This window comes from Dehalobacter sp. (assembly GCA_023667845.1).
Classification (GTDB): domain Bacteria; phylum Bacillota; class Desulfitobacteriia; order Desulfitobacteriales; family Syntrophobotulaceae; genus Dehalobacter.
Genome location: JAMPIU010000018.1, coordinates 1 through 26,402 on the forward strand (window position 1 = coordinate 1; position 26,402 = coordinate 26,402).

General features: G+C 44.2%; 27 protein-coding genes, 1 tRNA gene and 1 riboswitch. Of the genes, 19 read left to right on the forward strand and 9 right to left on the reverse strand.

Annotated features, from left to right (window positions below; translation table 11 throughout):
* From NC238_00925 to NC238_00940, 4 genes are all read left to right on the forward strand, one after another.
* On the forward strand, window positions 1-1,314 hold a 1,314-nt coding region (locus NC238_00925), incomplete at its 5' end, for a DUF4349 domain-containing protein (protein MCM1564519.1).
* Window positions 1,315-1,556: 242 nt separating this feature from the next.
* On the forward strand, window positions 1,557-1,871 hold the full coding sequence (locus tag NC238_00930) for a dehalogenase (GenBank protein ID MCM1564520.1): 315 nt from the start codon (window positions 1,557-1,559) through the stop codon (window positions 1,869-1,871).
* Window positions 1,872-1,884: 13 nt separating this feature from the next.
* Window positions 1,885-3,225 carry a reductive dehalogenase gene (locus NC238_00935; protein ID MCM1564521.1) on the forward strand — a complete coding sequence of 447 codons (1,341 nt, stop codon included), beginning with the start codon at window positions 1,885-1,887 and terminating at the stop codon, window positions 3,223-3,225.
* A gap of 369 nt (window positions 3,226-3,594) precedes the next feature.
* Window positions 3,595-4,302: a Crp/Fnr family transcriptional regulator gene (locus tag NC238_00940; protein MCM1564522.1), complete on the forward strand. Its 708-nt coding sequence runs from the start codon at window positions 3,595-3,597 to the stop codon at window positions 4,300-4,302.
* A gap of 129 nt (window positions 4,303-4,431) precedes the next feature.
* Here NC238_00940 and NC238_00945 read toward each other — a convergent pair whose 3' ends face one another.
* The gene (locus tag NC238_00945) at window positions 4,432-4,698 is read right to left on the reverse strand and encodes an SHOCT domain-containing protein (GenBank protein MCM1564523.1); all 267 of its coding nucleotides are present in this window, start codon (window positions 4,696-4,698) and stop codon (window positions 4,432-4,434) included.
* Window positions 4,699-5,110: 412 nt separating this feature from the next.
* Between NC238_00945 and NC238_00950 the strand changes: the two genes are divergently transcribed.
* The 5 genes from NC238_00950 to NC238_00970 all read left to right on the forward strand — a co-directional run bounded on the left by NC238_00950 (window position 5,111) and on the right by NC238_00970 (window position 10,567).
* A complete protein-coding gene (locus tag NC238_00950) occupies window positions 5,111-6,046 on the forward strand; it encodes a diacylglycerol kinase family lipid kinase (protein ID MCM1564524.1) in 936 nt (311 codons plus the stop codon).
* Window positions 6,047-6,174: 128 nt separating this feature from the next.
* Window positions 6,175-7,200 carry a J domain-containing protein gene (locus NC238_00955; GenBank protein MCM1564525.1) on the forward strand — a complete coding sequence of 342 codons (1,026 nt, stop codon included), beginning with the start codon at window positions 6,175-6,177 and terminating at the stop codon, window positions 7,198-7,200.
* 175 nt (window positions 7,201-7,375) lie between these two features.
* Window positions 7,376-9,961 carry an ATP-dependent chaperone ClpB gene (gene clpB / locus NC238_00960; protein ID MCM1564526.1) on the forward strand — a complete coding sequence of 862 codons (2,586 nt, stop codon included), beginning with the start codon at window positions 7,376-7,378 and terminating at the stop codon, window positions 9,959-9,961.
* Between the two features lie 179 nt (window positions 9,962-10,140).
* Window positions 10,141-10,350, forward strand: coding sequence for a hypothetical protein (locus NC238_00965; GenBank protein ID MCM1564527.1), 210 nt, complete (start codon window positions 10,141-10,143; stop codon window positions 10,348-10,350).
* Window positions 10,351-10,369: 19 nt separating this feature from the next.
* Entirely contained in the window at window positions 10,370-10,567 is a 198-nt protein-coding gene (locus tag NC238_00970) for a spore coat protein (protein MCM1564528.1), read from the forward strand.
* Between the two features lie 105 nt (window positions 10,568-10,672).
* Here the strand turns inward: NC238_00970 and ribE are convergent, their stop codons facing one another.
* From ribE to NC238_00995, 5 genes are all read right to left on the reverse strand, one after another.
* Complete coding sequence (gene ribE / locus NC238_00975) at window positions 10,673-11,137, reverse strand: 6,7-dimethyl-8-ribityllumazine synthase (GenBank protein MCM1564529.1); 465 nt, start codon at window positions 11,135-11,137, stop codon at window positions 10,673-10,675.
* A gap of 138 nt (window positions 11,138-11,275) precedes the next feature.
* The gene (locus tag NC238_00980; protein ID MCM1564530.1) at window positions 11,276-12,475 is read right to left on the reverse strand and encodes a bifunctional 3,4-dihydroxy-2-butanone-4-phosphate synthase/GTP cyclohydrolase II; all 1,200 of its coding nucleotides are present in this window, start codon (window positions 12,473-12,475) and stop codon (window positions 11,276-11,278) included.
* A 59-nt stretch (window positions 12,476-12,534) separates the two neighbouring features.
* Window positions 12,535-13,188: a riboflavin synthase gene (locus NC238_00985; GenBank protein ID MCM1564531.1), complete on the reverse strand. Its 654-nt coding sequence runs from the start codon at window positions 13,186-13,188 to the stop codon at window positions 12,535-12,537.
* The gene (gene ribD / locus NC238_00990) at window positions 13,188-14,333 is read right to left on the reverse strand and encodes a bifunctional diaminohydroxyphosphoribosylaminopyrimidine deaminase/5-amino-6-(5-phosphoribosylamino)uracil reductase RibD (GenBank protein MCM1564532.1); all 1,146 of its coding nucleotides are present in this window, start codon (window positions 14,331-14,333) and stop codon (window positions 13,188-13,190) included. Before ribD ends, NC238_00985 begins: the two co-directional genes overlap by 1 nt.
* A 189-nt stretch (window positions 14,334-14,522) precedes the next feature.
* A riboswitch (FMN riboswitch) is annotated at window positions 14,523-14,637 on the reverse strand.
* A gap of 97 nt (window positions 14,638-14,734) precedes the next feature.
* Window positions 14,735-15,268: a GNAT family N-acetyltransferase gene (locus tag NC238_00995; GenBank protein MCM1564533.1), complete on the reverse strand. Its 534-nt coding sequence runs from the start codon at window positions 15,266-15,268 to the stop codon at window positions 14,735-14,737.
* Between the two features lie 196 nt (window positions 15,269-15,464).
* Between NC238_00995 and NC238_01000 the strand changes: the two genes are divergently transcribed.
* Window positions 15,465-16,076: a DUF975 family protein gene (locus NC238_01000; GenBank protein ID MCM1564534.1), complete on the forward strand. Its 612-nt coding sequence runs from the start codon at window positions 15,465-15,467 to the stop codon at window positions 16,074-16,076.
* 63 nt (window positions 16,077-16,139) lie between these two features.
* Here NC238_01000 and NC238_01005 read toward each other — a convergent pair whose 3' ends face one another.
* Entirely contained in the window at window positions 16,140-16,289 is a 150-nt protein-coding gene (locus NC238_01005) for an alpha/beta-type small acid-soluble spore protein (protein MCM1564535.1), read from the reverse strand.
* 207 nt (window positions 16,290-16,496) lie between these two features.
* Window positions 16,497-16,573, reverse strand: a tRNA-Pro gene (locus NC238_01010).
* 804 nt (window positions 16,574-17,377) lie between these two features.
* Here NC238_01010 and NC238_01015 point away from each other — a divergent pair.
* From NC238_01015 to NC238_01040, 6 genes are all read left to right on the forward strand, one after another.
* Window positions 17,378-17,671 (forward strand): metalloregulator ArsR/SmtB family transcription factor, encoded by a 294-nt coding sequence (locus tag NC238_01015; protein ID MCM1564536.1) that lies wholly within the window; start codon window positions 17,378-17,380, stop codon window positions 17,669-17,671.
* A gap of 41 nt (window positions 17,672-17,712) precedes the next feature.
* Complete coding sequence (locus NC238_01020; GenBank protein ID MCM1564537.1) at window positions 17,713-18,714, forward strand: permease; 1,002 nt, start codon at window positions 17,713-17,715, stop codon at window positions 18,712-18,714.
* A 45-nt stretch (window positions 18,715-18,759) separates the two neighbouring features.
* Window positions 18,760-18,999: a thioredoxin family protein gene (locus tag NC238_01025; GenBank protein ID MCM1564538.1), complete on the forward strand. Its 240-nt coding sequence runs from the start codon at window positions 18,760-18,762 to the stop codon at window positions 18,997-18,999.
* A gap of 192 nt (window positions 19,000-19,191) precedes the next feature.
* Window positions 19,192-20,313, forward strand: a complete 1,122-nt coding sequence (locus NC238_01030) for a sensor histidine kinase (protein MCM1564539.1) — start codon at window positions 19,192-19,194, stop codon at window positions 20,311-20,313.
* A gap of 17 nt (window positions 20,314-20,330) precedes the next feature.
* Window positions 20,331-20,969, forward strand: a complete 639-nt coding sequence (locus NC238_01035; protein MCM1564540.1) for a response regulator transcription factor — start codon at window positions 20,331-20,333, stop codon at window positions 20,967-20,969.
* A gap of 39 nt (window positions 20,970-21,008) precedes the next feature.
* Complete coding sequence (locus tag NC238_01040) at window positions 21,009-22,757, forward strand: MBL fold metallo-hydrolase (GenBank protein ID MCM1564541.1); 1,749 nt, start codon at window positions 21,009-21,011, stop codon at window positions 22,755-22,757.
* Between the two features lie 6 nt (window positions 22,758-22,763).
* Here NC238_01040 and NC238_01045 read toward each other — a convergent pair whose 3' ends face one another.
* Entirely contained in the window at window positions 22,764-23,354 is a 591-nt protein-coding gene (locus NC238_01045) for an HD domain-containing protein (GenBank protein MCM1564542.1), read from the reverse strand.
* Window positions 23,355-23,558: 204 nt separating this feature from the next.
* Between NC238_01045 and NC238_01050 the strand changes: the two genes are divergently transcribed.
* The 3 genes from NC238_01050 to NC238_01060 all read left to right on the forward strand — a co-directional run bounded on the left by NC238_01050 (window position 23,559) and on the right by NC238_01060 (window position 26,269).
* On the forward strand, window positions 23,559-24,302 hold the full coding sequence (locus NC238_01050; protein MCM1564543.1) for a DnaD domain protein: 744 nt from the start codon (window positions 23,559-23,561) through the stop codon (window positions 24,300-24,302).
* 342 nt (window positions 24,303-24,644) lie between these two features.
* Window positions 24,645-25,556 (forward strand): ATP-binding protein, encoded by a 912-nt coding sequence (locus NC238_01055; protein MCM1564544.1) that lies wholly within the window; start codon window positions 24,645-24,647, stop codon window positions 25,554-25,556.
* A 158-nt stretch (window positions 25,557-25,714) separates the two neighbouring features.
* Window positions 25,715-26,269, forward strand: coding sequence for a hypothetical protein (locus NC238_01060; protein ID MCM1564545.1), 555 nt, complete (start codon window positions 25,715-25,717; stop codon window positions 26,267-26,269).
* Window positions 26,270-26,402: the final 133 nt, after the last annotated feature.

The window sequence follows — 26,402 nt, forward strand, 5'->3', positions numbered from 1 at the left end:
ATGTCTGAAGATAAAATAAAAGCCATGTGGGAAGAAGATGGTGATCTCATGCGTCTTAAGAAATTTTTTGGTTATGTCTATCAGGACGACGGTCTTAAGGAGCGGATCAAAGATAAAACCCGGGGAAAAATTTTGGATTCTGTTAAAAATCAACCGCTGGAAAACATGACGTTCGTGGCTGCTGAAGCCAATACCAGCATTCCTTTCTTGCAAACACGGCAAAAGAAGAACAGAATATCTGCGCTTGCAGCACGGCTGAAAAACAAACTTTTATATGGAAATAAAAAAGCATTTGCATTGATCGGCTGTGCCGCTGTCGTAGTGCTGGCCGTTGGTCTTGGCGTGAATGGAATCCTGATGGGGGATGGTTTGCAGAAAGAGGTCAGTTCACTGCAAACGACAACAGATCGTACCACGGATGATATGGGGAATGAACTTGCAGCGAGCCCTGATGCCGGTGTTGCGGCTGAATCTGGAGGGGGAGTAGCTGACTCCGCTAATACGGTTTCTCCTTCGTTTACTGAATCTGCTGCTCAGAAAAAAAGTTCGGAGAATTCAGTTCCGGGTGGATCTGCAGCCTACGATTTTTCCCGGCAGAAAATCATCTATTCGCTCGATGTTTTCCTGAAGGCAGATGATGTCGCCGCTGCGGCAAAGGCTATCGAGGAGAAGACCAAGGCCCTTGGCGGATACATCGCCGAATCGACCCGCAGTAATTATGACAGCAGCGTGACGGCTTTTCTCTCCTTAAGAATACCGGCCAAACAATTCCAAACGTTTCAAGACAGTATTCCCCAGTTCGGCACCATCGTCAATCAACACCAGTATACCGAAGATGTATCGACGGCTTATTTTGATGCCGAAACTCGATTGAGATCTTGGGAGGTTCAGGAGCAACGGTACTTGGAAATTCTCGAAAAGGCGAATTCCGTTGAGGACATTCTGAAAATTGAAAGTTCCCTGGTTACAGTCCGTCAAGAGATCGAAAGCCTGAAAGGGCAGCTCAAATACTATGACAACCGGGTAGAATACTCCCAGGTCACCATCAATATTGAGCAGGCCCGGAACGACCTGACGGTCAATAATCCCTGGCAGCCGATATCGCTGAAGAATACCTTCATTGCCGTAAAGAATGCTTTGATCAAGACTGTAAGCTTCCTCTGGAATGCGCTCAACTATGTGTTGGTCTTCATCGGCTATGCGCTGCCGGTATTGATGATCCTGCTGCTGATCTGGCTGGTCTTCCGGATCATTAAAAAACACAGGATGCTTTCGGAGAAAAGTTTTAGACAAAATAAGGAAGATGAAGAATAAAACCTTATATTTATAACAAAACGATCGATGATAAGGCTAGGATGTCGTTGTACGACGCTACATCCTAGCCTTATTTTTTATAAATTTATTTTAAATAAAAAAACAGAGAAATTCCTGAAATTAGAAAAATAATCACTAATTAGTAGCTACTAAGAGATATTACGTATTACAGAGATATAATGCGAGTGACTTGAGTTTATTTTATAGACTCGATGTGAAAAGTATGGAAAGGGGGTGTTAACGTGTTGAATGTAGTTCTCATTTTTGTTGTTGGAATGCTCTTTTTAGCAGGTATTTTAGCCCTGAGACCTTACGCAAACAAGGCGGACAAAAAGAAAACTGTGCTTAATTGGTTTCTGTATTTGGTCTGGTTTCTGATTACTTGTATCGGGTTATCTTTCATTGTGCTTAATGCTCAGATTGGTCATGTCAAAGCTACGAGTACCGGAATCTTTCTTTTTTTTGGGCTATCCATCGTCATCGGAATCGTATTAGCAAGATTAGTGGGATTGATAGGTCTAGGTAAGAAACAAAAAAGTTCTAATTTGACGAGTTAAGAGGTGAGAAGTAATGTCAAAATTTCTAGAAGAAAAACAGCAGGAACAAGGATTCCAGATGAACCGACGTAAATTTTTGAAGGCAGGGGCTGCTTCTGCACTGGCAGTAGGGATTGTTGGCGCAATCGGAGTTTTGCCGTCAGAAGCTATGGCAAGCCAGACAGGTTCTCAAAACGGAGCCAAATCCAAGCTGCATCCCAATGTAGATTATGGTGGTGCCACTGTCCGATTCGTTGAGAATAACGATCAATGGCTCGGAACTTCAAAGATCGTCGGTTCTATTAAAAACACCCATGCAGCAGACGCAGGATTCAATTATGCTATTCGTGGTAAACTAACCCCCGAAGCTCAAAAAGAATCCTTCCACTATCACTTTGTTGGCAAACATCCTCTTAATGCTGCTCTTATGGGATTCGTCGGTGTTATCGGTCCAGACGCACTGTGCGGCGGGAAACCGGCTCCTGAAAAGCTGCCGATTCCTGATCCTGCACAAATGTCCCAACACATTAAGGATTGCGCGTATTTTTTGCGGGCTGACGAAGTTGGAATCGGCAAGATGCCCGCTTATGCTTATTATAGTTACAGGTCCCCTTCGCAGGATAATTTGTTTAAGAATGGGGATGATTTGTCTAAGTCAATTCCGGTCACAGAGAGGATGCCTTATGTCATTACGTTTATGATTGACCAGCATTTGGAAACGATGTTGGGTTCGACCGGATATGATGGTATCAGTGCTGGCCAATCCTTCCGTTCATATCATGCCTCCGGTGTTATTGCGGTCATCTTAGCGAGTTATATTCGTAACCTGGGTTATAATGCCAGGGCAAATCATATTTCCAACTATGAAGCAGTCATGGGTCCCTGCCTGATAGCGTCGGGATTGGGCGAGCTATCCAGAACAGGAGACTGCGTAGCTCATCCCCGTCTGGGATTCCGCCATAAGTGTGCAGCTGTAACCACGGATCTGCCGCTCGCTCCTGATAATCCCATTGATTTTGGCTTGCAGGATTTTTGTCGAGTGTGTAAAAAATGCGCTGATAACTGTCCAGGGGGCGCTATTACATTTGATGATGATCCAGTCGAGCACAATGGATACTTGAGATGGAACTCTGACGCTCAAAAATGCACCATATTCCGGTCAACAAACAAAGAAGGCTCTTCCTGCGGCAGGTGTATGAAAGTATGCCCTTGGGATTCAAAAGAACAATCCTGGTTCCATGAAGCAGGTACTTGGATCGGCAGTAAAGGCGAGACCTCATCCAGATTGCTTAAGACAATCGATGATATGTTTGGCTATGGTACGGAACAGATCGAAAAATATAAATGGTGGCTGGAATGGCCCGAGAGGTATTAGCCGCCAAACAATAATCGGTTCAGTTTTCTCATTAGGTATATCTTTAAGCGGCCGGGGCTTTATCTTGCCGCTTAAAGATATACGAAAACAAATATTTATTATTGCAATTGGTCTTCATCAAAAAATATTGCAGAGATTTAATCGTCATTTGAAAAGAATCCTCCTTCTTTTTTCTAATGACTTTTTTGGTTTCAGCAAATAGCCTTCGTTCAACTTATTGTAATGTACCTCAGCTTTCCTATCCCTTTTAAGGGACTAATACCTATTAAATTTTTGAAGACTAAGCTTAAAACAACAAGAAAACCACCATAACGGGTATAATGAGAGTAACCACAGTATTATATTTTCTTTTAAAAGGTGGGGATAACTTTGGAAAACGGGAAACTATCGAATTGTATAATAAAGATGCCTATTATTCCAACATTTGATCCCATTGAAGAGCTAAACATGTATACTTCTCTTGGAAGCCTGCATACATTTGCAAGAGGAAGCAAGATCGTTTCGCCCGGCATACCTTTTAGTAATGTTATTTTCTTGATTTCAGGACAACTTGACGTGAGTATGGTATCGCGGAATGGTGAGGAGAAGTACCTGCTTGAAGTTTTTAAGAACGGCATAGCGGTGGCTTTAAACCAAAATGATGATCATGAATTTCAAATTACTGCAGTAAAAGATTGCACTGTCTGTTTTTTTCCTTTGGACATGATGGTTGCAATATTATCGCAGAATACTCGTTTATTAAAAAATTTTATCTTGAATCTTATACAAAAAACGCAATACTTCATGTATCAATCAAGGGACTTCTATCAAAGCCGCCCTTCTGCTAGGGTATTCTCTTTTCTATATAACCTCTGTCTGACAAAAGGAAATCGGGTGAATGACTATTATGAGTTAGCGGTTGAGAATGTGTCACAAAAGACGATTGCCAAAATAACAGGAACCCATCCTGTCACCGTTTGTAAATTATTTACTTATCTTAGTAAAGAAGGCATTATAAAAAAGAATAGAAAAGTCATAAAGGTTTACGATCTCAATAAATTATGTAACCTTATTGCAAATGAGGAATTAACATATTAAATCAACCTGATAATTAAAAATGCGGTGGGGGTAATGTAAAATATCAAGGGATCTGTCCCTTGATATTTTATAATGATGATATGCTTTAAAAAAACGTTTTATATCTTTTGATTTGTTTTGTGTAAAATTTTATTTCTCTAACTCGCCTTTTCGGATATTGTACTCTTCCAGGTCGATTTCCCCTTTGGCATATCGTTCGCGTAAGATGATCATAGCATGGTCTTCCGGTTTACCGGAGGCGTTCTGTCTGTCCAGATAACTTCTAATAAGCCTGACTGCAAGAAAAATAATTCCCAGCCAGAAAAGCAATTGGATGATCATGATAGCAAATCCCATCCAGGAATAATTGCCTCCCATCATCCAGTCTCCACCTGGTCCATACCAGCCTCGCATCATTTTTAGTTACCTCCTTTTATATTCTCTTGGATTTTCTAGGCCATTTAAAAAAGTAAATCCTAGTTTTGGAAACTATTTTTTTTGATTAAACCATTGTCATCAATATTTTGTACTGTTTGTGCCTGATTTATGATGGCTGTAATCTGAGAAAAGGAAATGGAATTGGTAATGAATATGCTGCAGTTTTTTGGCAAGTATAGTGACAGAATGAAAGCCTCACAGTTTGATCTTGAATATTTGTGAAGAAAGTACTGGATGAACGTTGGCAGGAAAAAATAATTTTTCGCGTGTAAAGGGGATTTCTAAAAGTTAGCGAAACAATATGTTTAAAAACTAAACCATGCCAGTAGATGAACAGAGAAAAATGATAGAGAAAATGACCGAGAAAAACTAAGATGATAGGAAGATGAGAATGAGCCAGCAGAAATCATGGTTTGCTGTTGTGAATCCCCGGTCAGCAAATGGAAAAACGCAGGGACTTTGGCCAGGGTATTACCAGCAGCTTCAGCAGGCGGGAATACAGGTCGATTATGCGCTGACCTCCCGCTCCGGGGGAGGAACAGAAATAACACGTATGGCTCTGGACGAAGGGTATCGGAAGATAATTGCTGTCGGAGGAGACGGAACTGTCAATGAGGTGCTTAATGGTCTGATTGAGAAGGACCGGCTTGTCGCGGACGATATCGAACTGGCTGTTTTTGAACAGGGAACAGGCGGGGATTTTGTAAGGACAATAAAAACAGGCAAAGAAAAAGGTCTGAAAGCCTTGATCAGGATGCTGAAGGAGCCCAATATCATTCTTTCTGATCTTGGCCGAGTTGACTTTCTGAATTTTGAAGGGGAAGAACGGACACGTTATTTTCTGAATGCATCCAATGTCGGAGTCGGCGCGGAAGCGGTCCACAGGACCAATTGCCGGAGTAAAGCGATGGGCAGCAAGCTCTCTTATCTGACCAGTACTTTAGAAGCTGTTCTATCGTACAAGAGCGTCTGCGTTTCTCTGAAAATGGACCAGGATACATTCTGGGAAGGGAATATCTGGGGGCTTATGGTCTGCAACGGTCAATATATTGGCGGCGGAATGCGTATTGCGCCTGATGCCCGCCTGGATGATGGTTTGTTCGATCTGGTTGTGATAAAAGAAATGAAGCTGTCCAGGCTCTTTTCACGCTTTCCGCTGCTTTATAAAGGTCAACATATCCATCTTCCTGAAGTCCAAGTGTTCCGCTGTAAGGAAATTGCACTGCATATACCGGATTCCATACTTTTTGAAACCGACGGGGAGATCCCGGGGGTATGTCCGAAGGCATACCGGGTAATCCCTAAGTGCTTGAAACTATGGGTATAAGTTTCCGTTAACATTAAAACCATACGGATGAATACGCATATAGACGAAGATTCTGCAAGGTCAGCTAAAGACAAATATATGTCTGACCAATATTGACCTTTAAAGGAATTTTGCATATAATACAATTAATGGGTAAGGAAAGCAGTTTTGAGGTGGTGAGGACAGTGGATTTTAAAGATTATTATCAAATCTTAGGCGTTTCTCCGGATGCAGACAATAAGGCCATCAAAAAAGCATACCAGGCACTGGCCAAAAAGTATCATCCTGATTTAAACCAGGGTGATAAAGCCTCAGAAGAGAAATTTAAGGAAATTAATGAAGCCTATCAGGCGATATCCGATCCTGCCAAAAGACAAAAATATGATGATTTAAGGGCAAACTACCAGCAATGGCAGTCGCACGGCGGCAGAGGGAATTCTTTTGACTGGTCGGCCTGGCAGGAATCACAGGGGAGCAACCGCTATACCCGTACAATGACGCCGGAAGAGTTCGCGGAAACATTTGGGGACAGAGGTTTTGGCTCTGGTGCCGGCAGGGGCATGGGGGGATTTTCTGATTTCTTTTCCTCGATCTTTGGCATGGGAGCAGGCTATGCTGATGATTCCGATGATTATTATTCGGATAGGATCAGAAGACCGCAGGCCGGCAGGGACATTGAAGGTGAAATCAGTATTACGCTTGAAGAAGCCTATCATGGAACCAAACGGATGATTGAAGTCGGCGGCCGGAGAATTGAAGCCACTGTTCCGAAAGGTATTAAGCATAACAATAAAATTAGGCTCAGCGGACAGGGACAAGCAGGAGCGAAAGACGGAAACAAAGGAGACCTTCTGTTAACGGTAAAAATTCTGCCACATGCTATCTATACCCAGGACGGAGATGATTTGTCCGCTAATATCGAAATCGATTTCTTCAAGGCTGTACTTGGCGGAGAAGCGCGCGTTAAAACGTTAGGCGGAGAAATATCCATTAAGATTCCTCCGCGCACCCAAACCGGAAAAAGTTTCCGTCTGAGAGGGAAAGGCATGCCTATTCTCAACAAACCGGGCCATTTCGGCGATTTTTACGCAAAGATTACGCTTGTCCTGCCCGAAGAGATGTCTGAGAAAGAAATGAGTACGCTTCAGGAATTAAGCCAGGAAAGAAACAGCTGATTACTCCAGAGTTAGGTCTGCATGCCGCAATTACCGGCGTCAAGGGAGCATAGAGGGCGCAATCTGCCGAAAGCGGTATTGTGGCATGCAGACCAGACCCAAATATGCTTACTTATTTATATATTCCGTTGACCTACCAAAAATACCGGTATGTTTACTCAAAGGAGTGATACGCATGGCTTTTGATACCAACCGTTTTACCCAGAAATCCCAGGAGGCAATCATTGCTGCGCAAAACAACGCAGAAAGTAACCATAACAGTCAGGTGGAACCCGAACATCTGCTACTGGCCTTATTGGAACAAAATGAAGGCGTTGTGCCTCAGATTCTGAATAAATTAAATATTTCGCTAGCTAGCGTCAGCGAGAAGACCAAATCCAGCATCTCAAAACTGCCTAGAATGATGGGAGCTGCTACCCAGTTGAGCATTTCCCCGAGAATGAGAACAGTACTGGTGAACGCCCATGACCAGATGGAACCGTTTGGGGATGATTATGTCAGTACGGAACATCTTTTGCTGGCCATTGTTGATCAAGCCGGCGGAGAGGCCGGAAAGACCCTGAAAGAAGCCGGAGTTACCCGGGAAGCCCTGTTGAAAGTCCTAAAGGAAATCCGCGGATCTCAGCGGGTTACCGGTCAAAATCCGGAAGGGACCTATGCTGCCTTGGAACAGTACGGCCGAAACCTCGTGACACTGGCCAGAAGAGGAAAACTTGATCCGGTTATCGGCAGGGATGAGGAAATCCGCAGAGTACTGCAGATTCTGTCCCGCCGGACAAAAAACAACCCGGTTCTGATTGGCGAACCAGGCGTAGGAAAGACGGCCATTGTCGAAGGGCTGGCCCAAAGAATCGTGCGCGGTGATGTTCCTGAAGCAATTAAGAATAAAGAAGTAATCTCCCTTGATATGGGCGCGCTGATTGCCGGGGCCAAATACCGCGGGGAGTTTGAAGAGCGGCTGAAGGCTGTTTTAAAGGAAGTTGAAAGCCGCGAAAATATTATTTTATTTATTGATGAACTGCACACTGTCGTCGGGGCAGGAGCTGCCGAAGGCGCGATGGACGCCGGCAATATGCTGAAACCGATGCTGGCCCGCGGGGAGCTCAGGATGGTCGGAGCCACGACCTTGGACGAATACCGTAAGCACATCGAAAAGGATGCGGCGCTGGAAAGACGTTTTCAGACGGTGATCGTCGCACCGCCCACAGTCGAGGATACGATCTCGATCCTGAGGGGCTTGAAAGAACGTTATGAGACGCATCATGGCGTCAGGATTACCGACAGTGCGATCATCGCAGCGAGTATTCTTTCCGACCGCTATATCAGTGAACGGTTCCTGCCGGACAAGGCGATCGACCTGATAGATGAGGCAGCGGCCAGGCTGCGGATGGAAATCACCAGTGAGCCGCAGGAACTCGACGATATCAAACGCAGAATCATGCAGCTCGAGATTGAAAGGGAAGCGTTGAAAAAAGAAAAAGACAAAGCGAGTCAGGAAAGACTGGCCAATATTGAAAAGGAACTTGGGGACCTGAAGGAAAAAAGAAGTGCCCTAGAGGCCAAGCTTCAGGAAGAACGCGAAAAATTGGGCAATATTCACAAGCTGAAGGAAGATATTGACCGGACGAGGGTGGAGATTGAAAATGCCCAGCAAAAATACGACTATAATAAGGCTGCCGAACTTCAGTACGGCGTACTGCCAAAGCTTGAGAAAGAGCTGGCCGAACTTGAACAGCTCGTATCGGGCCGGGAGAATACGCTGCTGAAGCAGGAAGTCTCGGCAAGCGATATTGCTGAGATCGTTGCCAAATGGACGCATATCCCAGTCTCCAAGCTTCTGGAAAGTGAAGCCGAGAAACTAATTACGATGGAGGAAAACCTGCATCAACGGGTCATCGGTCAGGATAAAGCTGTCCAAGCGGTAGCTGATGCGGTCCGGAGAGCCCGTACCGGTTTGCAGGACCCGAACCGTCCGCTGGGTTCATTCCTGTTCCTCGGCCCTACCGGAGTAGGGAAGACAGAGCTGGCCAAAGCCCTGGCAGAATTTCTGTTTGACAATGAACAAGCCTTGATCCGGATTGATATGTCGGAATATATGGAGAAGCATTCCGTAGCCCGGCTGATTGGGGCTCCTCCCGGCTATGTCGGCTATGATGAAGGCGGACAGCTGACGGAAGCAGTCCGCAGAAAACCGTACGCCGTCATTTTACTTGACGAGGTTGAAAAAGCGCATGGTGATGTCTTTAATGTTCTGCTGCAGCTGCTTGATGACGGCAGACTCACAGACGGCCAGGGCAGGATTGTCAATTTCAAGAATACGGTTGTGATCCTAACCAGCAATATTGCCGGACAGGAGATCCGGGAAATGAATGAAAACCACAGCAGTCCGGAATTGATCCGCAAAACGATCGAAGCCGAGTTAAGCCGGTATTTCCGGCCGGAATTTATCAACAGACTTGATGAGATCATCATCTTTGATCCGTTAAAGAAAGAAGATCTTGTCCGGATCGTGGAAATTCAGCTTGACCTGCTTCGGAACCGCCTCAAAGAAAGAGGACTTACCCTGACTTTAGCCGACAAGGCTTTGCACATGCTTACAGAAGAAGGCTATGATCCCATATTCGGAGCCAGACCGCTGAAGAGAGTGATTCAGCAGCGGATCCAGAATCTGCTGGCTAAACAGATTCTGCAGGGTGAATTTCCAGAAGGCACCAAAATCCTCGTGGATTATGACCAGGACTATCAGTTTAAGAAGATTTAACAAAAAAACGATCGAACGAGTCTGAAACATTAATATAAAAAAACAACATGGGTTTTAGCTGTTAAACCCATGTTGTTTTTATTATTATGACAGGGAATAATGCATAAATTCAGCTCTTTTTGTATATCCTGAAAATACTTAATTCTAAAATACTTAAGAATTTTGGAAGGTGGGATATCATGCAGCATAGTCAAAGTGAAATCAAGAAAATTCTCGATCAGGGAATGATAACAAGATCTCTAGTTGAAAGCGAAGTATCGATGAGGAAATGTGAAATGTTCAGTGAGATGGCTCACGACAGGGAAGTAAAAGCATTTTTTAAGGATCAGGCAAGCGCACTCGAGGGATTAACCGGCTTCCTTAAAAGTAAACTTGCTCAAATCATGTAGGAAGGGGATTATTAAGTTTATGAGTAATTTTTCGGATCTAGATATGATGTATGACTACGAAAAAGATGTCTCGGCAGCGGCTTCCGGGTATATGACATTTGCCACCAAAGCCTCGAATGATGAAATCCGGCACCGCTATCTTCAGCTGGCGAATGAAGCAAGTAAAGTCTATGAACGGCTTGGGAAACTTATTGAAAAATCCGGAGGATCGATCTAAGATTATTTGTTAGCAAGTGGAGATCCATGAGTAAAAAAGACGGGAAGGTTATACAGCGGTATAGCCTTCCCGTCTTTTATTTGCCTTGTTTTAAGAATCGATCTACTACGCAAGCTGCTTAAACAGATTCGCGGTTTCAATCGCGGTTACGGCAGCATCAAAACCTTTATTGCCGGATTTCGTGCCTGCCCGTTCAATGGCCTGCTCAATCGTGTCGGTGGTCAGAACGCCGAAGATCACAGGAACGCCTGTTTCCAGACCGACATTGGCGACACCTTTGCTGACTTCGCTGCTGACATAGTCAAAATGCGGCGTAGCCCCTCTGATCACTGCACCAAGGCAGATGACCGCATCAAACCGTTTTTGTTCAGCAATTTTTTTGGCGGCCAACGGAATTTCAAAAGCACCGGGGACCCAGACGAGTTCGATATTGTCCTCATCAGCGCCATGTCTTTTCAGCGCATCTAAAGCGCCGCCAATAAGCTTATTCGTAATAAACTCATTAAATCTTCCGGCAACAATCGCAAACTTTAAATTCTCAGCCAACAGTTTTCCTTCAATGGTTTTCAAATGATATCCATCCTTTCTTTTGCAGCCTGTTCGGTCATATTTCTTTTAGGCTATTTGGTTATGATATTTGGTCTTTAGTTCTCTATACTCCTTAATGTCTTTGTCATTCGTCAATTAAGGATTGCCGGTTATTACCGATCAGCGAATATTGGTCAAAAAATGGCCCATTTTTTCTTTTTTAGTTGACAGGTAGTATTCATTTTCAGGTTTCGCGGGCATTTCGATTGGGACGCGTTCGGTAACTTGAATGCCGTAGCCTTCCAGACCTACGATTTTCTTGGGATTATTCGTCATCAGACGGACTTTGGTGATACCGAGATCAGCTAATATTTGAGCGCCGACGCCATAATCACGCAGATCAGGCGGGAAACCCAGCGCCAGATTTGCTTCGACAGTGTCTTTGCCTTCTTCCTGAAGTTTATACGCCTTCAATTTATTCAGAAGTCCGATTCCGCGGCCTTCCTGGCGCATATAGAGAAGCAGTCCGCGCCCTTCGCGTTCGATTTGCTGAATGGCTGCCGTTAACTGGTCCCGGCAGTCGCATCTTCGCGAATAAAAAACATCTCCGGTCAGACATTCGGAGTGGACTCTGACCAAAACGGGTTCCCCGTCGCCGACATTGCCTTTGATCAGGGCCAGATGTTCCTTGCCGTCAATTTTACTTTTAAAACCGACTGCCTTAAACGTCCCAAATTCTGTTGGGAAATCAATACTTTCGGCTCTTTCGATAAGTCTCTCGTTCAGGCGGCGGTAACTGATCAAATCTTTGATCGTCACCATTTTCAGATTGTGTTTTTTCTTAAATTTCAGCAGGTCGTTCACTCTGGCCATTGTCCCGTCTTCATTCATGATTTCACAAAGGACCCCGGCCGGTTCAAGACCGGCCAGCCGGGACAGATCGACCGATCCTTCGGTATGGCCGGCTCTGACAAGGACACCGCCTTCCCGGGCCTGCAGCGGGAAAATATGACCCGGTCTGCGCAAATCTTCCGCCTTACTATCTTTATTAATCAGCACCTGAATCGTAGCAGCCCGCTCAAACGCGGAAATTCCTGTGGTGCTGGTTGCGGCATCAACGCTGACCGTAAAAGCTGTGCCGTGGGGATCTGTGTTGTTCCGGACCATCAGATCCAAATCCAGTTCTTTAAGCCTTGCGGCAGTCAGGGAAGTACAGATCAACCCCCGGCCGTAGGTAGCCATAAAATTGATCGCGTCAGGAGTCACCTTGGAAGCAGCCATGATAATATCGCCTTCATTTTCCCTGTCTTCATCATCGACGACGATAATCATTTTGCCCTGACGGATATCTTCGATAGCCTCCGGAATGCTTGCAAAAATATTTTCTTGTTGTGTCATCTGTTTAAGCTCCTTTCGTTAGATAAAACGTTTGCTAAACGTTAGATAAAACCATTTTCAGTTAGAAATGCGAGGGAAATTTCCGTTTTGGTTTGGGGTGGGCTGTGGTCCTTTTGCAGGAATTTTGCTACATATTTTCCGATGAGATCGGTTTCAAGATTCACCGTAGAACCAACGCGTTTAAAGCCGAGTGTCGTATGCTGAAAGGTGTGGGGGATCAGGGAGACGGTAAAAAAGTCATCCCCGGCATCAATGACCGTTAACGAGATTCCATCAATGGCCACTGACCCTTTCGGCAGCAGGGAGGAGGTTATCTCCGGGGAGGTTTGAATTCGATAGATCTGAGCAATGCTGACCGGACTGATGGCAGTAATTTTTCCGGTGCCATCGACATGACCGCTCACCAGATGGCCGCCCAAACGGCTTTGCAGCTGCAGCGCTCTTTCCAGGTTGACTTTTGTCTGCGGCTTTAATTCTTGAAGGTTTGTTCGCTGCAGGGTCTCGTACATAACATCGACAGAAAAACTTCCGGAACCAATGGCGGTCGCTGTAAGACAGACCCCGTTGACGGCAATGCTGTCTCCGATTTGGGATCCCTTCAGCACAAGTGAAGCATCAATGGTTAATCTGGCGGAGTCTTTCAGCAGGTCTATGTTTTTTATTGTGCCCAGTTCTTCAATGATTCCGGTAAACATTATTTGTCACTTCCCATTTTATTGGTATGGTTATAGTCAACTGTTCCGGTAAAACTATAATTTCCTCCCAGCTCACAGACCGCTAGTTGACTGACATTTACTGCCTCAGACATGCTGGTGAGGTGCAGGCCTGAGAGCGGGGAGAAGCCTGATCCGGCCAGTTTCGGGGCCATCATAAACATGATTTGATCAATCAGCCTGGATTCCAGCATTTTACCGGCAAGCGTACCGCCGCCTTCCAATAAGATGCTGTTTAAGCCTCCGGCCGCGATATCTCTCAGCAGGTCCGGCAAGGGAACCTGTCTCGACGTATCATACTGCCAGATATCAACCTTGTCGGCAGCAAATGTTTCGCGCAACCGCAGCAGCTTATTCTCGTCAGCAGCCTTTGTTGTCGCGATGATGCAGCGGCTGGCGGATTCGTTCCGGAGGACCTGAGCGTTTAACGGAACAGACAGGGAACCATCGACGACTAGCCGGACCGGGTCCCGGCCATTCTCAATATTGCGGCAGGTTAAGAGCGGGTTATCCTGAAGGACTGTTTGACTGCCGACCATAATGACATCAAAAGTATTTCTTAGGCCATGGACGAAATGTCTGGCCTCTTCCGAAGTGATCCATTTGGAGTCTCCTGATTCTACGGCAGTCCGGCCATCGAGCGTCATTGCAGCTTTATAAAGTACAAAGGGCATTTTTGTGGTAATCGCTTTCAGAAAAGGCTCATTAATTTTTCGGGCTTTTTCAGCCAGCAGACCTGTTTCGACAAGAATACCGGCATCCTGCAGCTTTTTCACACCCTGACCGCTGACCAGCGGATTCGGATCCGTCATCGCTACAATTACTTTCTTTACGCCTGCTGCAATCAGCGCATCGGTGCAGGGAGGTGTACGGCCGTAATGGGAGCAGGGTTCCAGTGTGACATAGACATCGGCACCTTCTGCGCTTGATCCTGCAGCATTTAAGGCATGGACTTCCGCATGCGGCGTACCGGCTTTCCTATGGTAGCCTTCCCCGACAATCTGACCGTCCCGGACAATGACACAGCCCACAAGTGGATTTGGACTGGTTCTGCCTGCTGCCAGTACGGCAAGATTCAGCGCGCGTTCCATGTAGTTTTTATCTTCTGCGGTAAAACGATCAGGCAATGGATGTACCCTCCAGTCATTAGCGTGTCAACGACAAATGAAAATATAAATCATTGATAAATTATAGAAAAAATAATAAAAAATGCCCGGAAATACTCCGGGCGTCATCATTCAGATCAACAGTCATTCAAAACAAGCAGGTGAGAGGCTACGCGACAAACACGACAAGCACGTGCACGATCACACCATGTTTTGCTCTTTCCATCCAGACTTTAACTGTCGGCTTCGTAATTTCAACGAATCTGCCATAAGGCTCGCGGGCTGTACCGCCGGTAAGGAATTACACCTATCCCCAGAGTAAAGAACGTATTCAGTTTTGCTGCGTAGATCAATCGAACTTGCAATTATCATACTGCAATCCTGCCAAGAATGCAACCATTTTGCACAGAGATCAAGAGAGTCTAAAGGCGGACGACCTCGGCATAATCTTTTTTTAATAAACCTAAGATGATTGCGTCAAAATATTGCCCTTCCACATAATAGGCTTCACGCAGCCTGCCTTCGGCAATGAAGCCGAGCTTCTGATAGCAGGAGAGCGCCCTGGTGTTATTGACCCAGGTCTCAGCGGTCAGTCTCCGGAAATTCCACTGGCCAAACAGGTAGCGGATAAAAGCAGTCAGCGCATCGGTCCCGTAACCTTTTCCCCAGTAATCTTGGAGACCAATTCCGACATAGATGCGGGCCGATCTGGCCGGAATATTGACCTGATCGAAACCAATTGTACCGATAAGGCTGCCTTGTAAATCCGTAATCGCATAGCGGTTGGCATCCTCTTCAAAAAGTTTGCTCTCCAGATCTTCCCGGCGCAGCAGGGTTGTCAGCGGCCAATTGCCGCTGACCCAGTAAGAGAAGTCGTGATCATTATACCATTCATACAAGGTGTCCAGATCATCCATTGCGAGCGGACGGATTCGGGTTCGTTTGCCGTTTAATATGGCATTCACCTTCCAAACAAAAATGCGTTTAAGTAATCATAGTTTAGCATGTAGAGAAATAAGATCAAGTAGAAGGAGAAGCAAATGCAAAATAAGGTAAAATATAGCAAAAATGCTTGAATTTTGTTGCTTCTTTCGTTAAGATGAAATTATTCATCTGGAGTCATCATTAATAATTTTGAAAGGGGACTAGAAAATGCTTGAAAACAAAGAATTAAGGGCCATGGCCCGCACCCAGTTAAAAGGGCAATGGCTGAGACCAATCCTGGCCTGTCTGATTTATGCTGTAATCGTATTCATCCTGTCTTGGATCCCGTGTGCTGGTCCGATTATTACGCTCTTAATTGCGGGGCCGCTCATGATTGGCCTGGTGACCTTTACCTTAAAGTTCTGCCGCGGGGAAGATCCGAACGTTGAAGTGGTTCTGTCTGGATTCAAAAACGCCGTTAACTGCGCCGGGCTATATCTCTGGTATGTGCTGTGGACACTTTTATGGTCACTGTTACTGATTATTCCGGGGATCGTTAAAGCGTACGGCTATATGATGAGCTTTTATATTTATGCTGATAATCCTGATATGGGTATCAGAAAGGCCTTTGATCTCAGCAAAAAAATCAGCTATGGCTATCGCGGCAAGCTATTCCTGCTTACGCTCAGCTTCATTGGCTGGGCGATCCTGGCCACGATCCCGTTCTGTCTTGGCTATATCTGGCTGATGCCTTACATGCAAATTACGTTTACTAATTTCTATCAGGAACTGAAAAAAGAAAGCATCAAAAATGGTGTCTGTACTGCGGAAGAGTTTTAAGTTATAGATAAATTTACTCCGGGCAAAAAACCCGGAGTAAATTATTTTTCATTAACTTAGTGACTAGATTCTACTGTTAATATATTCAAAAGTTTTCTTAACCATGCTACCTCCAACAGAGCCGTTTTGTCTTGCGGAGGTGTCTGGACCTAGGTTAACATTAAGCTCGCTGGCAACACTTTGTTTGTTAACCGGCAGTTTATACTTAGCCATTCAATATCCCTCCTTTTTATTTATTATTTATCTATCTGTAGTATCTGCATACAGGAATAAAATACACAGGTAGTTTATTTTAGTTCAGTAAGTTTTTAACATTTAGCTTAAATATGACAATTAATAAAGAGGTTCAAAAGTGGATCAAATATATAAATATAAAAAATAAGCTCCGGGTATAAACCCGGAGTTTCTTTTGAGTTTCAATGGTCGGGGCGACAGGATTCGAACCTGCGGCCTCTTGGTCCCGAACCAAGCACGCTACCAAACTGCGCCACGCCCCGATGTCTCTTCTGAAGAACAAATAAAATCATAACAAATGGCATAACGCATGTCAAGGATAATATCCGGTCAATAAATGTTTTACATTACAAAATACGACAAAATAGGATATATAAGGAATGGCATGATGTATCACATATAAAGATATTTGACTAAACTTGCTACTGAATTATTCTGTGGAGGGAAAAATAGAATGGAAAATGGAAAAGTAAGAAAAATATCAGTATTTTATTAGCTTGTAATTATACTGAACCATATAATAAAGTATTATATGATGCGGGTGTAGAAGCCTCAGAACATAAGGGAGATTTATATTGTTTTAAATCAAAGGTAAATCACGGAAAAGACTGGGATATTAAAAGAGAAGATCCTTGGAAGAAAACTATTGGAACGACATACCCTGAAAGTCTTGACACTACAATACTCCTGAAATATTTTGATTCAGGTTACTTTAAACGCTGCCAAGATTAAAGACACCTTATAGTATTGGCTTACCGCTTTGCTTGGGGTGGTTTAAAAAAGATGACTGCTTATATATCCTACCTTTTCAAACCACCAACTATAGCGGTAAGCCAACGCTTTGAACGAATCTATTTTTCTTTTGCCTTCTCGACGGAGACGGTATCCCAAATTCGCAACCGGTTGCGAATTTGAGTTATTAATGCTTCAGCAAGTTCAAAACGTATACGTTTTGAACTTGCTGAAGCATTAAAGCAGGCAAGACATTGACAAGTATCAATGTCTTGGATAATATATAAGCATATTGATGTTTATCAATATATAAACATACAAATGAGGCGGTTGAATTGGAAAAAAATTATCAAGATTATGCTTTAGCGATGAAAGCGTTATCTGATGAAACAAGATTGAAAATATTTGACATGTTGGGCAATGGGGAACTATGTGCTTGTAAGATTCTCGAAGCGTTCAACATAACCCAATCCACGCTTTCTTATCACATGAAGATCTTATGTGAAAGCAGTCTGGTGAATGCCAGGCGGGACGGCATTTGGATGAGGTATTCTATCAATGAAAGTAACCTTGAAGTCATTGCCCGCTTTTTTAATAAGGTCACAAAAATTAAAAGTAACAAAAAGTAACAATTCGAATGAAACGAATAAACAGCAAGAAGGTGACTTAAATGGTATTTGAATGGCTAAACAACCAATTGCTCAGGATGGAATGGCTTTCGAATTTGGTAAAGCTTTTGGTTGAGAATGTATTTGGGCTTAGCATCCAGGATCGCTGGGGAGGCGGCCTCCATTTTTTTATCTATGACGTTCTTAAAATATTTATTTTGCTAGCCGTTTTGATCTTTCTCATTTCTTATATTCAAAGTTTTTTTCCGCCGGAAAGAACCAAAAAAATACTCGGCAGGTTTAACGGTATTTCAGGAAATATTTTAGGTGCTTTACTCGGCACGGTGACGCCTTTTTGCTCCTGTTCTTCCATTCCTCTTTTTATTGGCTTTACCAGCGCGGGGCTTCCCGTCGGTGTTACTTTCTCGTTCTTAATATCATCCCCCTTGGTGGATTTGGCTTCGGTGCTTTTGCTGGCAAGTATCTTTAATTGGACCATTGCCATTGCCTACGTTGTTGTTGGTTTGATTCTGGCAGTGATCGGCGGAACTGTGATTAGCAAAGCAAAGCTGGAAAAGTATGTAGAACCGTTTGTATTCAGCAATAAAATACCGGAAATAGAACCGGAGCGGTTAACAACTCGGGAAAGGCTGGATTTGGCTAAAGATCAGGTTCGTGATATTGTGAGAAGAGTGTGGGTATATATTCTAATCGGTGTCGGTATAGGTGCTGCGATTCACAACTTTATTCCTGAAAATATCATTTCCTTACTTCTGGGTCAGGATAAATGGTATTCGGTATTGTTGGCTACTTTTGTAGGGGTCCCGATGTATGCAGATATTTTTGGGACGCTGCCGATTGCGGAAGCGTTAGTGGCCAAGGGCGTTGGTCTGGGAACTGCTTTATCCTTCATGATGGCTGTAACTGCACTTTCTCTGCCGTCTTTGATCATGCTCAAGAAAGTCGTAAAAATGAAACTACTCGTCATATTTGCAGGGATTGTAACCATTGGTATTCTTATCATCGGCTATACATTTAATGCCTTAGGATATTTGCTCATGTAAGGGGTTATAATATTTAAATTTTCAAGTAAAAGGAGCGTATTAAATATGATGATTAAAATTTTAGGATCTGGCTGCAAAAATTGCGTTACCCTTGCTGAAAATACCAGAATTGCTTTGGAAGAAGTGGGCCTTGCTGCCGAAGTAATCAAAGTTACCGATATTCAAGACATCATGGCCTATGGTGTGATGTCCACACCAGCCCTGGTTATTGACGAAAAGGTGGTATCTTTTGGGAAAGTTCTAAAACCCAAGGAGATCGTAAAGATTTTAGAAACTGCGAGGTAGAAAAAAAGATGCTATCAATCTCATAAAATAGTTTCGTGTGATTAAAAGCGAGTACAACTCAAGAAGTACTCGCTTGTTTTTAGCGGAATAGCGTGGATAGTTTTATTTTTAGTCCGCCTTAGTAGGAAATATCAAGAAAATGTCGAATGAGATATTAATTGACTCATTAAATGATTATTGGGGAGTCACGCTATGGATAAATTAACAGTTGTTTTTGAATCAACGCTCAACGCAATCGAGAACGGTAAAGAAGAAATATTCAACATCTATGAGATGACCCGCAACGAAATACAGCGGTTAAAAAAAGAGCTGGAATTTATGCGCAGGGAAATCGAAGACACGATCAAAATGGTGGATACCCAGTTTATGAAAGAAAAACGCTTCCGTCGGAAGCTGATGGAAGTCAACAAGAACTTCGATAAGTTCAATGAGAAGCAGATGCTCGAAGCGTATTCGGAAACGAAGGATGCACAGGTAGAGCTGCAACTGCTCCAGGCGAAAGAGCTTCAGCTGCGTTCCCGCAGGGATGAAATCGAAAGAACGTTAAAAAATTTGGATATCACAGTGATTAAGGCTGAGGATCTGATGAGCCAGGTCAGTCTTGCCCTGCGGCTTTTAAAAGAAGGAATCAGTGAGATCAGTCAGTTCTATAGCAGTGACCAGAGAAAAGAAACCGCTTTTCAGATCATCAAGGCCCAGGAAGAAGAACGCCTGAGGGTCGCCCGTGAAGTCCACGACGGTCCCGCCCAGAGTCTGGCCAACATTGTTCTGCGTCTGGAAATAGCCGAGAAGCTTCTGGAACTTGATCACCGCCAGGTGAAAAAAGAATTAAAAGAACTGAATATGCTGGTCAGGGATAATCTGAAGGATATCCGCAGAATCATTTTCGGACTCAGGCCAATTCCTTTAAATGGGGCGGGAATTGTTGATACCATCAATCATTATATGAAAAATTTTGAAAAAACGTATGGGCTGACCTGTGAACTTATCGTGGAAGGACAAGAAAGGGAGCTTGATTCTTCCGTAGAAGTGGCCCTTTTCCGACTGGTTCAGGAAGGGATGACCAATGTGGCCAAACATGCGGAATCTCCGAAGTGCAGGGTTCATTTGAATTTTCAGGATGACAGGATTGTCGGTCAGATTATCGATGATGGTAAAGGATTTGATATCAGCAATGGCTTGGATAATTCCGGTGCCCATTTCGGCTTGATTGGAATTAATGAGCGAATTCAGGCTTACTCCGGACAATTATCGATTCAATCAGAACCGGGCAAGGGTACTGTTGTTATGTTTAACATTCCATATTCTGAATAAAGGAGGAAAGGATCAAAATGATAAGGGTTGTAATTGCCGATGATCACCCGCTTCTCAGGGAAGGATTACGAAGAATTCTGGAATTTGAAGAAGGCATTCAGGTTGTATCCGAAGTCGGAGATGGTCAAGGGGCAATTAATATGGCGAGGAAGACGCCGTTTGATGTTCTGCTGATGGATTTGAATATGCCTGGGGTAAATGGTCTTGAAGCCTGTAAAGTCATCAGAAGGGAATTCCCGAACATTGGGATTTTAATTCTTACTGTCGATGACTCGGATGAAAAGGTGTTCCAGGTATTACAGCTCGGGGTAGCTGGATACCTGCTGAAAGACGTCATTCCGAAAGCCCTGGTTGATTCCATCCGCAAAGTATATGCTGGAGAACCCATTTTGTCCCCGTCGGTAACCGGAAAACTGCTTGGCCAGCTTTCCAATCCGAACAGTCCAAAAGATCATTTCGGATTAAGCAACAGGGAAATGGAGATACTTACCTATGTGGTCAAAGGCTCGTCAAACAAAGATATTGGCTTAACGCTGTTTATAAGTGAAAAAACAGTCAAAAATCATCTTTCCAGTATTTTTAGAAAACTAGAGGTCGAAGATCGCACCCAGGCTGCTTTGAAAGCAGTGAAGACGAAACTTATTACACTGGAATAAATTTTTTGTGGCTTCACAAGGCTGCAGAAGGGAATACGAATGAAGCTTTGTTTTTATGGTGCCAGTCAGACTGTGACGGGGTCCTGTTATTTGCTGGAAACGACAGATACCAGAATCCTGATTGACTGTGGAATGTTTCAGGGTTCCAAGATCATGAAAGAACTGAATTATGGCGCGTTTCCGTTTGATCCCAACCTTCTTGACGCTGTGATTTTAACGCACGCCCATATTGACCATTCCGGGCTTATTCCGAAGCTCATCAAAAAAGGTTTCAGCGGGCCGATCTATGCGACGACGGAAACCATAGAATTATGTTCTGTGATGCTGCCGGACAGCGGGCACATCCAGGAAATGGAGGTCACCAGAAAAAACCGCAAGCACAGCAGGATGGATGTTTCATTAATCGAACCGATTTACACGGCTGAAGATGCGGTGAATGCTCAAAAGTACTTTGTCGAGGCGGCCTATAATCAAAAGACCCAGATCTCGCAATCGCTGTCCTTTCAGTTTGTCGATGCCGGGCATATCTTGGGCTCGGCCCATGTCATTTTCAGCGTCAAAGAAAACAACACGACGAAAACCATTGCATTTTCCGGAGATATCGGGACTTCCGGTCAGCCTTATGTCGAAGATCCCGAAGGGATTAAAGAAGCGTGTATGCTTAAGGATCCTGATGGTATACGAGATGCCTGTATGATTGTGATGGAAACAACCTACGGCAACCGGATTCATCCGGATAAAACCAATCGAATGGAGAACCTGGCCAGGGTCATTAATAATGCCCACCAAAAAGGCGGCAATATTATTATTCCGGCTTTTGCCATAAATCGGACACAGGACCTTTTGTACTACCTGCGCAAACTTCAAGATGACAAAAAAATTCCGGTAATGCCGATTTACATCGATAGTCCGCTGGCTGTTGCAGCGACGAGAATATTTGGGCGGAATACCCGGAATTTTGATCAGGAAACCAAGCAGCTGCTGGAGGCGGGCCAAAGCCCGTTTGCCATGCCGAATCTTCATTTGAGTGAAACCGCGGAGGATTCGATCCGGCTGAATGCGATACAGGGCGGCGCGATTATCATTTCGGCTAGCGGGATGGCTGATGCCGGGAGAATCAAGCATCATTTGAAACATAATCTGTGGCGGTACGATGCCACAGTCATCTTTGTCGGTTATCAGGCCCAAGGGACACTTGGCCGGTTTTTAACTGACGGTGCCAAAGAAGTGACTATCCATGGAGAGAAAGTCGCGGTCAACGCCGAAATCGTTGCGTTCCAAGGTTTTTCAGCGCATGCGGACCAGAATGAATTGCTGGCGTGGCTTAAAGCCGCCGGCGGCAACGCAGATCATCTCATCCTGGTCCATGGCGAAGATGATGCGATTCAGGCGTTTTCATCTCTGGTCCAGCAAAAATTCGGGATTGTGCCAATCATTCCAGAACTGGGTGAATGCCTGGAGATAGCGGACGGCGAAATCAAGCGTCTGAAACCTTCCAAGCCCTGGCTAAAGGAAATTGAAGATAGGATGGGTTATCCTGCACCTCAGGAATGGCAGTCACACCCGTCCAAATCTGTTAAGCAAAGATCTTCAGAAGAAGGACCAGGGGGAAGAACCTTCAAACGCCGGAGAAAAGTTCTGCTTTCCGAAGCAAACAGGGCCTATACTAAACTCCGCAAAGACCTGAAATTATTCATTGATAGGAGCAATGAGCGCAAGGACTATGAAAACCTGATTGATACCTTTGAGAGCATTTCCAATCTTTTAAAAACAAGAATGAAACGGTAAAACGAATCAGATCCAGGCATACTCCGAGGTCTGACGCTTAATCCCTGACAGAAAACGCATGATCTCTTCGCGCCGTTTTACAGCGATTCTCCTGCCGGTCTTGGAGTACACTTTTTTGGGCAGTGCTTCAGCAAAGGTCTGCGCTCGCATTAAAGCCTCATCGGGACTCGGGATCAGCTCGTCCTGTCCGACAAGGCTCAGCAGTTTCATTAATCCGATGTTTCCGAGATTATCAAGGATATTGGCGTCCCTTAAATAAATAGCCTCGTCACTGTTGCCCGGCTCGGAATAATACATGTGGCATTCAATGGCGTCCAGAATTTTTGCCAGTTTTTCCTGCTCAAAGTGATAGCTCTTCAACAGGTTCATCGCGACACCTTTTGATCTGAGGGTATGATCGACGTTGGGAAGCGCGTACATCGGGTACTTTCCGGTATCGTGAAGCATGGCAGAAATATAAAGTACTTCATCATTCAGGTTGAGATGCTGAGATAATTCTTTGGATAAATGATAGACCCGCTGACAGTGTTTCCAGCCAAGAGCCGGATGAGCACCGGATTGGTTGATAATTTGAAATAGTTCTTTGGAGATATCCATATCCTGCACCACCTTTCTGTTAAGTATTACGGCAAAAAAACGCAAAAGTCCTTCCAATACATAGAAAAAATGTCGTCATAAAAATTGTTTTTCCTCCTAAAATCTTTAGGATTTTAGGACAGTAATAGTGTAATATATAGAATAGTAGCAATAATGCCAATAATTTTTTTTTCTAACATCAATGAATGGTATGAGGTGGTAGCAATGTCAAAAAACAAGGTATACGGGGGCTTTTGTCAAGCTCTTTTATTTTCCGGTTCCGTTTCGATTCCCAATCTTATTCTTGATCATTATACGGAACTTGGAATCGGTCATAAGGAAATGATGCTGATGATTCATATGATGACTGAGACAAGTACGAACAGTGATCGTATTGAGGAACAGATCACCAAGAAAATGGGACTCTCGGTTGAAGAATACAAAATCATGATCCAGAATCTCCAGACCAGAGGACTGCTTTCTGTCAATAGCCGCAAAGCGAAAAACGGCACGAATCGTGAATATGATTTCAGTGGGCTGATCGATCAGTTATTGGAATTATGGGGAATCAATGAGTTTAAGCAGATGTCCTCAGGCAGTGAACGTAATGGCAAAATGAATATAGAGAATATGCCGGACCTTTCTCAGGCTAAGCTGACTTCGCTGTTTGAACAGGAATTAGGCAGGCCGTTAACCGGTCTGGAGTGTGAACATATTGAAAAATGGCTGATGGCCTCGTATTCCGAAGAACTGATTATTGAGGCTTTACGAAGAGGCGTTGGCGCCGGGATTCGGAGTTTCCGCTATCTCGATTCTATTTTAAGAGAGTGGGAGAAGAAGGGGATCAAAACGCGTCTGGAAGTTGAGGCTGAGGACCAAAATTTCCAGTCCAGACAAAATAAAAAAAATGACAAACCGTTGAAAGGCTCACCAAAAATCAAAAGCAAATATGATAATATTTATCTCTAATATCTTGTATTATAGATAAATAGGTATAATAACATTCAGACATTAGTATCTCGGGCTAGTCTGAGTGCCACAATACCGCTTTCGGCCGTTGCGTCCTCCGTGACGCAAAAGGCCGCGCTACGCACTCCATGCTCCGCTTGACGCTGGAACTGTGGCACGCAGACTAATAACAGGCATGTTAGGGCTTGGCTGCGATCCCCAGACTGATTATCGGGTTAGACAAGCAGGTCTGATCGTCGGAATGTATCTCATTATTTGTGGAGTTATTTTAAGAACATTTTCTCGCATGTTAAAATGGTATTTGAAATATAGGTAGATAGACATCATTGAAGGGTAACGAAATTGTTGTCAGAGGAGGGATTTCATCTGGAAAGAACAGATCGTATCATTGGAAGAGTGCTGCCGAATCAGGGAAACACGAACATGGAAGATCGGATTGCAACGGATTCGGATAAAACAAATCGGAATGAATCGGAGATAAAGATTCAGCCGACTGTTCAGCACGAAACAAATATTGAAGCCGGTGCTGTCTGCCCGCTCTGCGGAGACAGGGGAATCGTCCTGAATGGAGATACGGCGGTACCCTGTTCGTGTATGGAGAAAAAGAGGATTGTAAACAGCTTTAAATATGCACGTCTGTCCAGGGAACTAATGAACTGCCGTTTTGAAAAATTCAGCCTCGAATACTATCGGAACACCCAGCAGGATCAGGAAGATTACCTGAATGCCCAAAAAGCACTGAAAGCCGCCAGGGAGTTTGTCAAAAATGTCCGGACAAATCCCCATGAAGTCGGGCTGCTCTTCACGGGCTCCGTCGGAAGCGGCAAAACGTTTCTGGCAGCTTCCATCGCGAATGAAATTCTGGAAAATAATCACAAGCTGCTCTTTTTGATTGTCCCGGACCTTTTGGATGAACTGCGCGCTACATTCAGTAATAAAAGTGAAAATACGGAATACGACTTGCTGGATATTGCCAGAACCGTACCGATTTTGATTCTCGATGACCTGGGTGCGCATAATTATACCGAATGGTCCCGCAACCGGATCTACTCCATCTTGAATTACCGGATGAACGAGCAGCTGCCGACTGTCATTACGACCAATCTTGATTTTGATGAGATCGATCATTATCTGGGAGAACGAACCTGCTCCCGGCTTCTTCAGATGTGCAGGATTTTCCGCTTGTCTGCACCGCAGGACATCCGGATGCAGAATTATTTAAAACGGGAAGGATTAAAAAAGGATAAAAAATAAGCGTCCAATCAGAAAAAACGCTAAGATATTTTCCTAAGCTGTCTGCTTAAGGCGAATTTCCTCAAATCATAAGGATTTTTTGGGTATAAACCTATGCATGTCCATGAAAAGCATGCATAGGTTTTCTATTAGAAATGGTTTTATGGAGGTGCAGACACTTGGCTAAATTCTTTATTATTAAGAGAAAGTATTTGTTTGTCGGAGGACTGGTCATATTGGTTGCTCTTATTGGCCTTATGGGCAGCTTGATCGGAAATACGGAGATCGTTTCCACTCCGGAACAAACAGAACCTGAGATTAAAATTGTAAGTATTGATTTTGATCCTCAAATTGTCATCCGGGACATCACTTACGGAGAGGAAATGTTTAAGGGAGTCCAGATACTACCGGCAAGTCATTTTAAAGTCTCTGCGATCATTCAAAACATGACCGAAAACACGATGACCAATGTGCCGGTTGTCCTGACCATTCAGTCCCTGGAAGATAAAAATAAGCAGGTCAGCAAGGAAGGGATTATACCGACACTGGAACCCGGAGCAACAGCTAAAATTGCCTTTGAAAATATTGAAGCCTTAGGTGATGCAACCGGCAAGAGTGCGACGGCAGGCCAGCATGAGATGGTACTGGCAATCAAAGCCAATCTCGAAGGCGGTGCGTCTCAAAATACGGAAGCCAGGGTGGTCTTCAATGTTGATTCGTCGATAAAGTCCTGACTTTATCGAACCATGTAACCGTAGTAAAACGGAGTGTAAGGAAAAATCATTGCTTAGAACCTTATAAATATAGTATCATTAAGTGTCTGGTACCTTTTAATCAAAAAATTCTTGGTACGAAAGCACTTATTTT

Excerpts from the sequence above, each read along its gene's own strand:
- NC238_00935 (MCM1564521.1), top strand. The coding sequence starts at position 1,885 with ATGTCAAAATTTCTAGAAGAAAAACAGCAGGAACAAGGATTCCAGATG.
- NC238_00945 (MCM1564523.1), bottom strand. The coding sequence starts at position 4,698 with ATGATGCGAGGCTGGTATGGACCAGGTGGAGACTGGATGATGGGAGGC.
- NC238_00950 (MCM1564524.1), top strand. The coding sequence starts at position 5,111 with ATGAGCCAGCAGAAATCATGGTTTGCTGTTGTGAATCCCCGGTCAGCA.
- NC238_00955 (MCM1564525.1), top strand. The coding sequence starts at position 6,175 with ATGGGTAAGGAAAGCAGTTTTGAGGTGGTGAGGACAGTGGATTTTAAA.
- clpB (MCM1564526.1), top strand. The coding sequence starts at position 7,376 with ATGGCTTTTGATACCAACCGTTTTACCCAGAAATCCCAGGAGGCAATC.
- NC238_00965 (MCM1564527.1), top strand. The coding sequence starts at position 10,141 with ATGCAGCATAGTCAAAGTGAAATCAAGAAAATTCTCGATCAGGGAATG.
- NC238_00970 (MCM1564528.1), top strand. The coding sequence starts at position 10,370 with ATGAGTAATTTTTCGGATCTAGATATGATGTATGACTACGAAAAAGAT.
- NC238_00985 (MCM1564531.1), bottom strand. The coding sequence starts at position 13,188 with ATGTTTACCGGAATCATTGAAGAACTGGGCACAATAAAAAACATAGAC.
- NC238_01000 (MCM1564534.1), top strand. The coding sequence starts at position 15,465 with ATGCTTGAAAACAAAGAATTAAGGGCCATGGCCCGCACCCAGTTAAAA.
- NC238_01005 (MCM1564535.1), bottom strand. The coding sequence starts at position 16,289 with ATGGCTAAGTATAAACTGCCGGTTAACAAACAAAGTGTTGCCAGCGAG.
- NC238_01020 (MCM1564537.1), top strand. The coding sequence starts at position 17,713 with ATGGTATTTGAATGGCTAAACAACCAATTGCTCAGGATGGAATGGCTT.
- NC238_01025 (MCM1564538.1), top strand. The coding sequence starts at position 18,760 with ATGATGATTAAAATTTTAGGATCTGGCTGCAAAAATTGCGTTACCCTT.
- NC238_01030 (MCM1564539.1), top strand. The coding sequence starts at position 19,192 with ATGGATAAATTAACAGTTGTTTTTGAATCAACGCTCAACGCAATCGAG.
- NC238_01035 (MCM1564540.1), top strand. The coding sequence starts at position 20,331 with ATGATAAGGGTTGTAATTGCCGATGATCACCCGCTTCTCAGGGAAGGA.
- NC238_01040 (MCM1564541.1), top strand. The coding sequence starts at position 21,009 with ATGAAGCTTTGTTTTTATGGTGCCAGTCAGACTGTGACGGGGTCCTGT.
- NC238_01045 (MCM1564542.1), bottom strand. The coding sequence starts at position 23,354 with ATGGATATCTCCAAAGAACTATTTCAAATTATCAACCAATCCGGTGCT.
- NC238_01050 (MCM1564543.1), top strand. The coding sequence starts at position 23,559 with ATGTCAAAAAACAAGGTATACGGGGGCTTTTGTCAAGCTCTTTTATTT.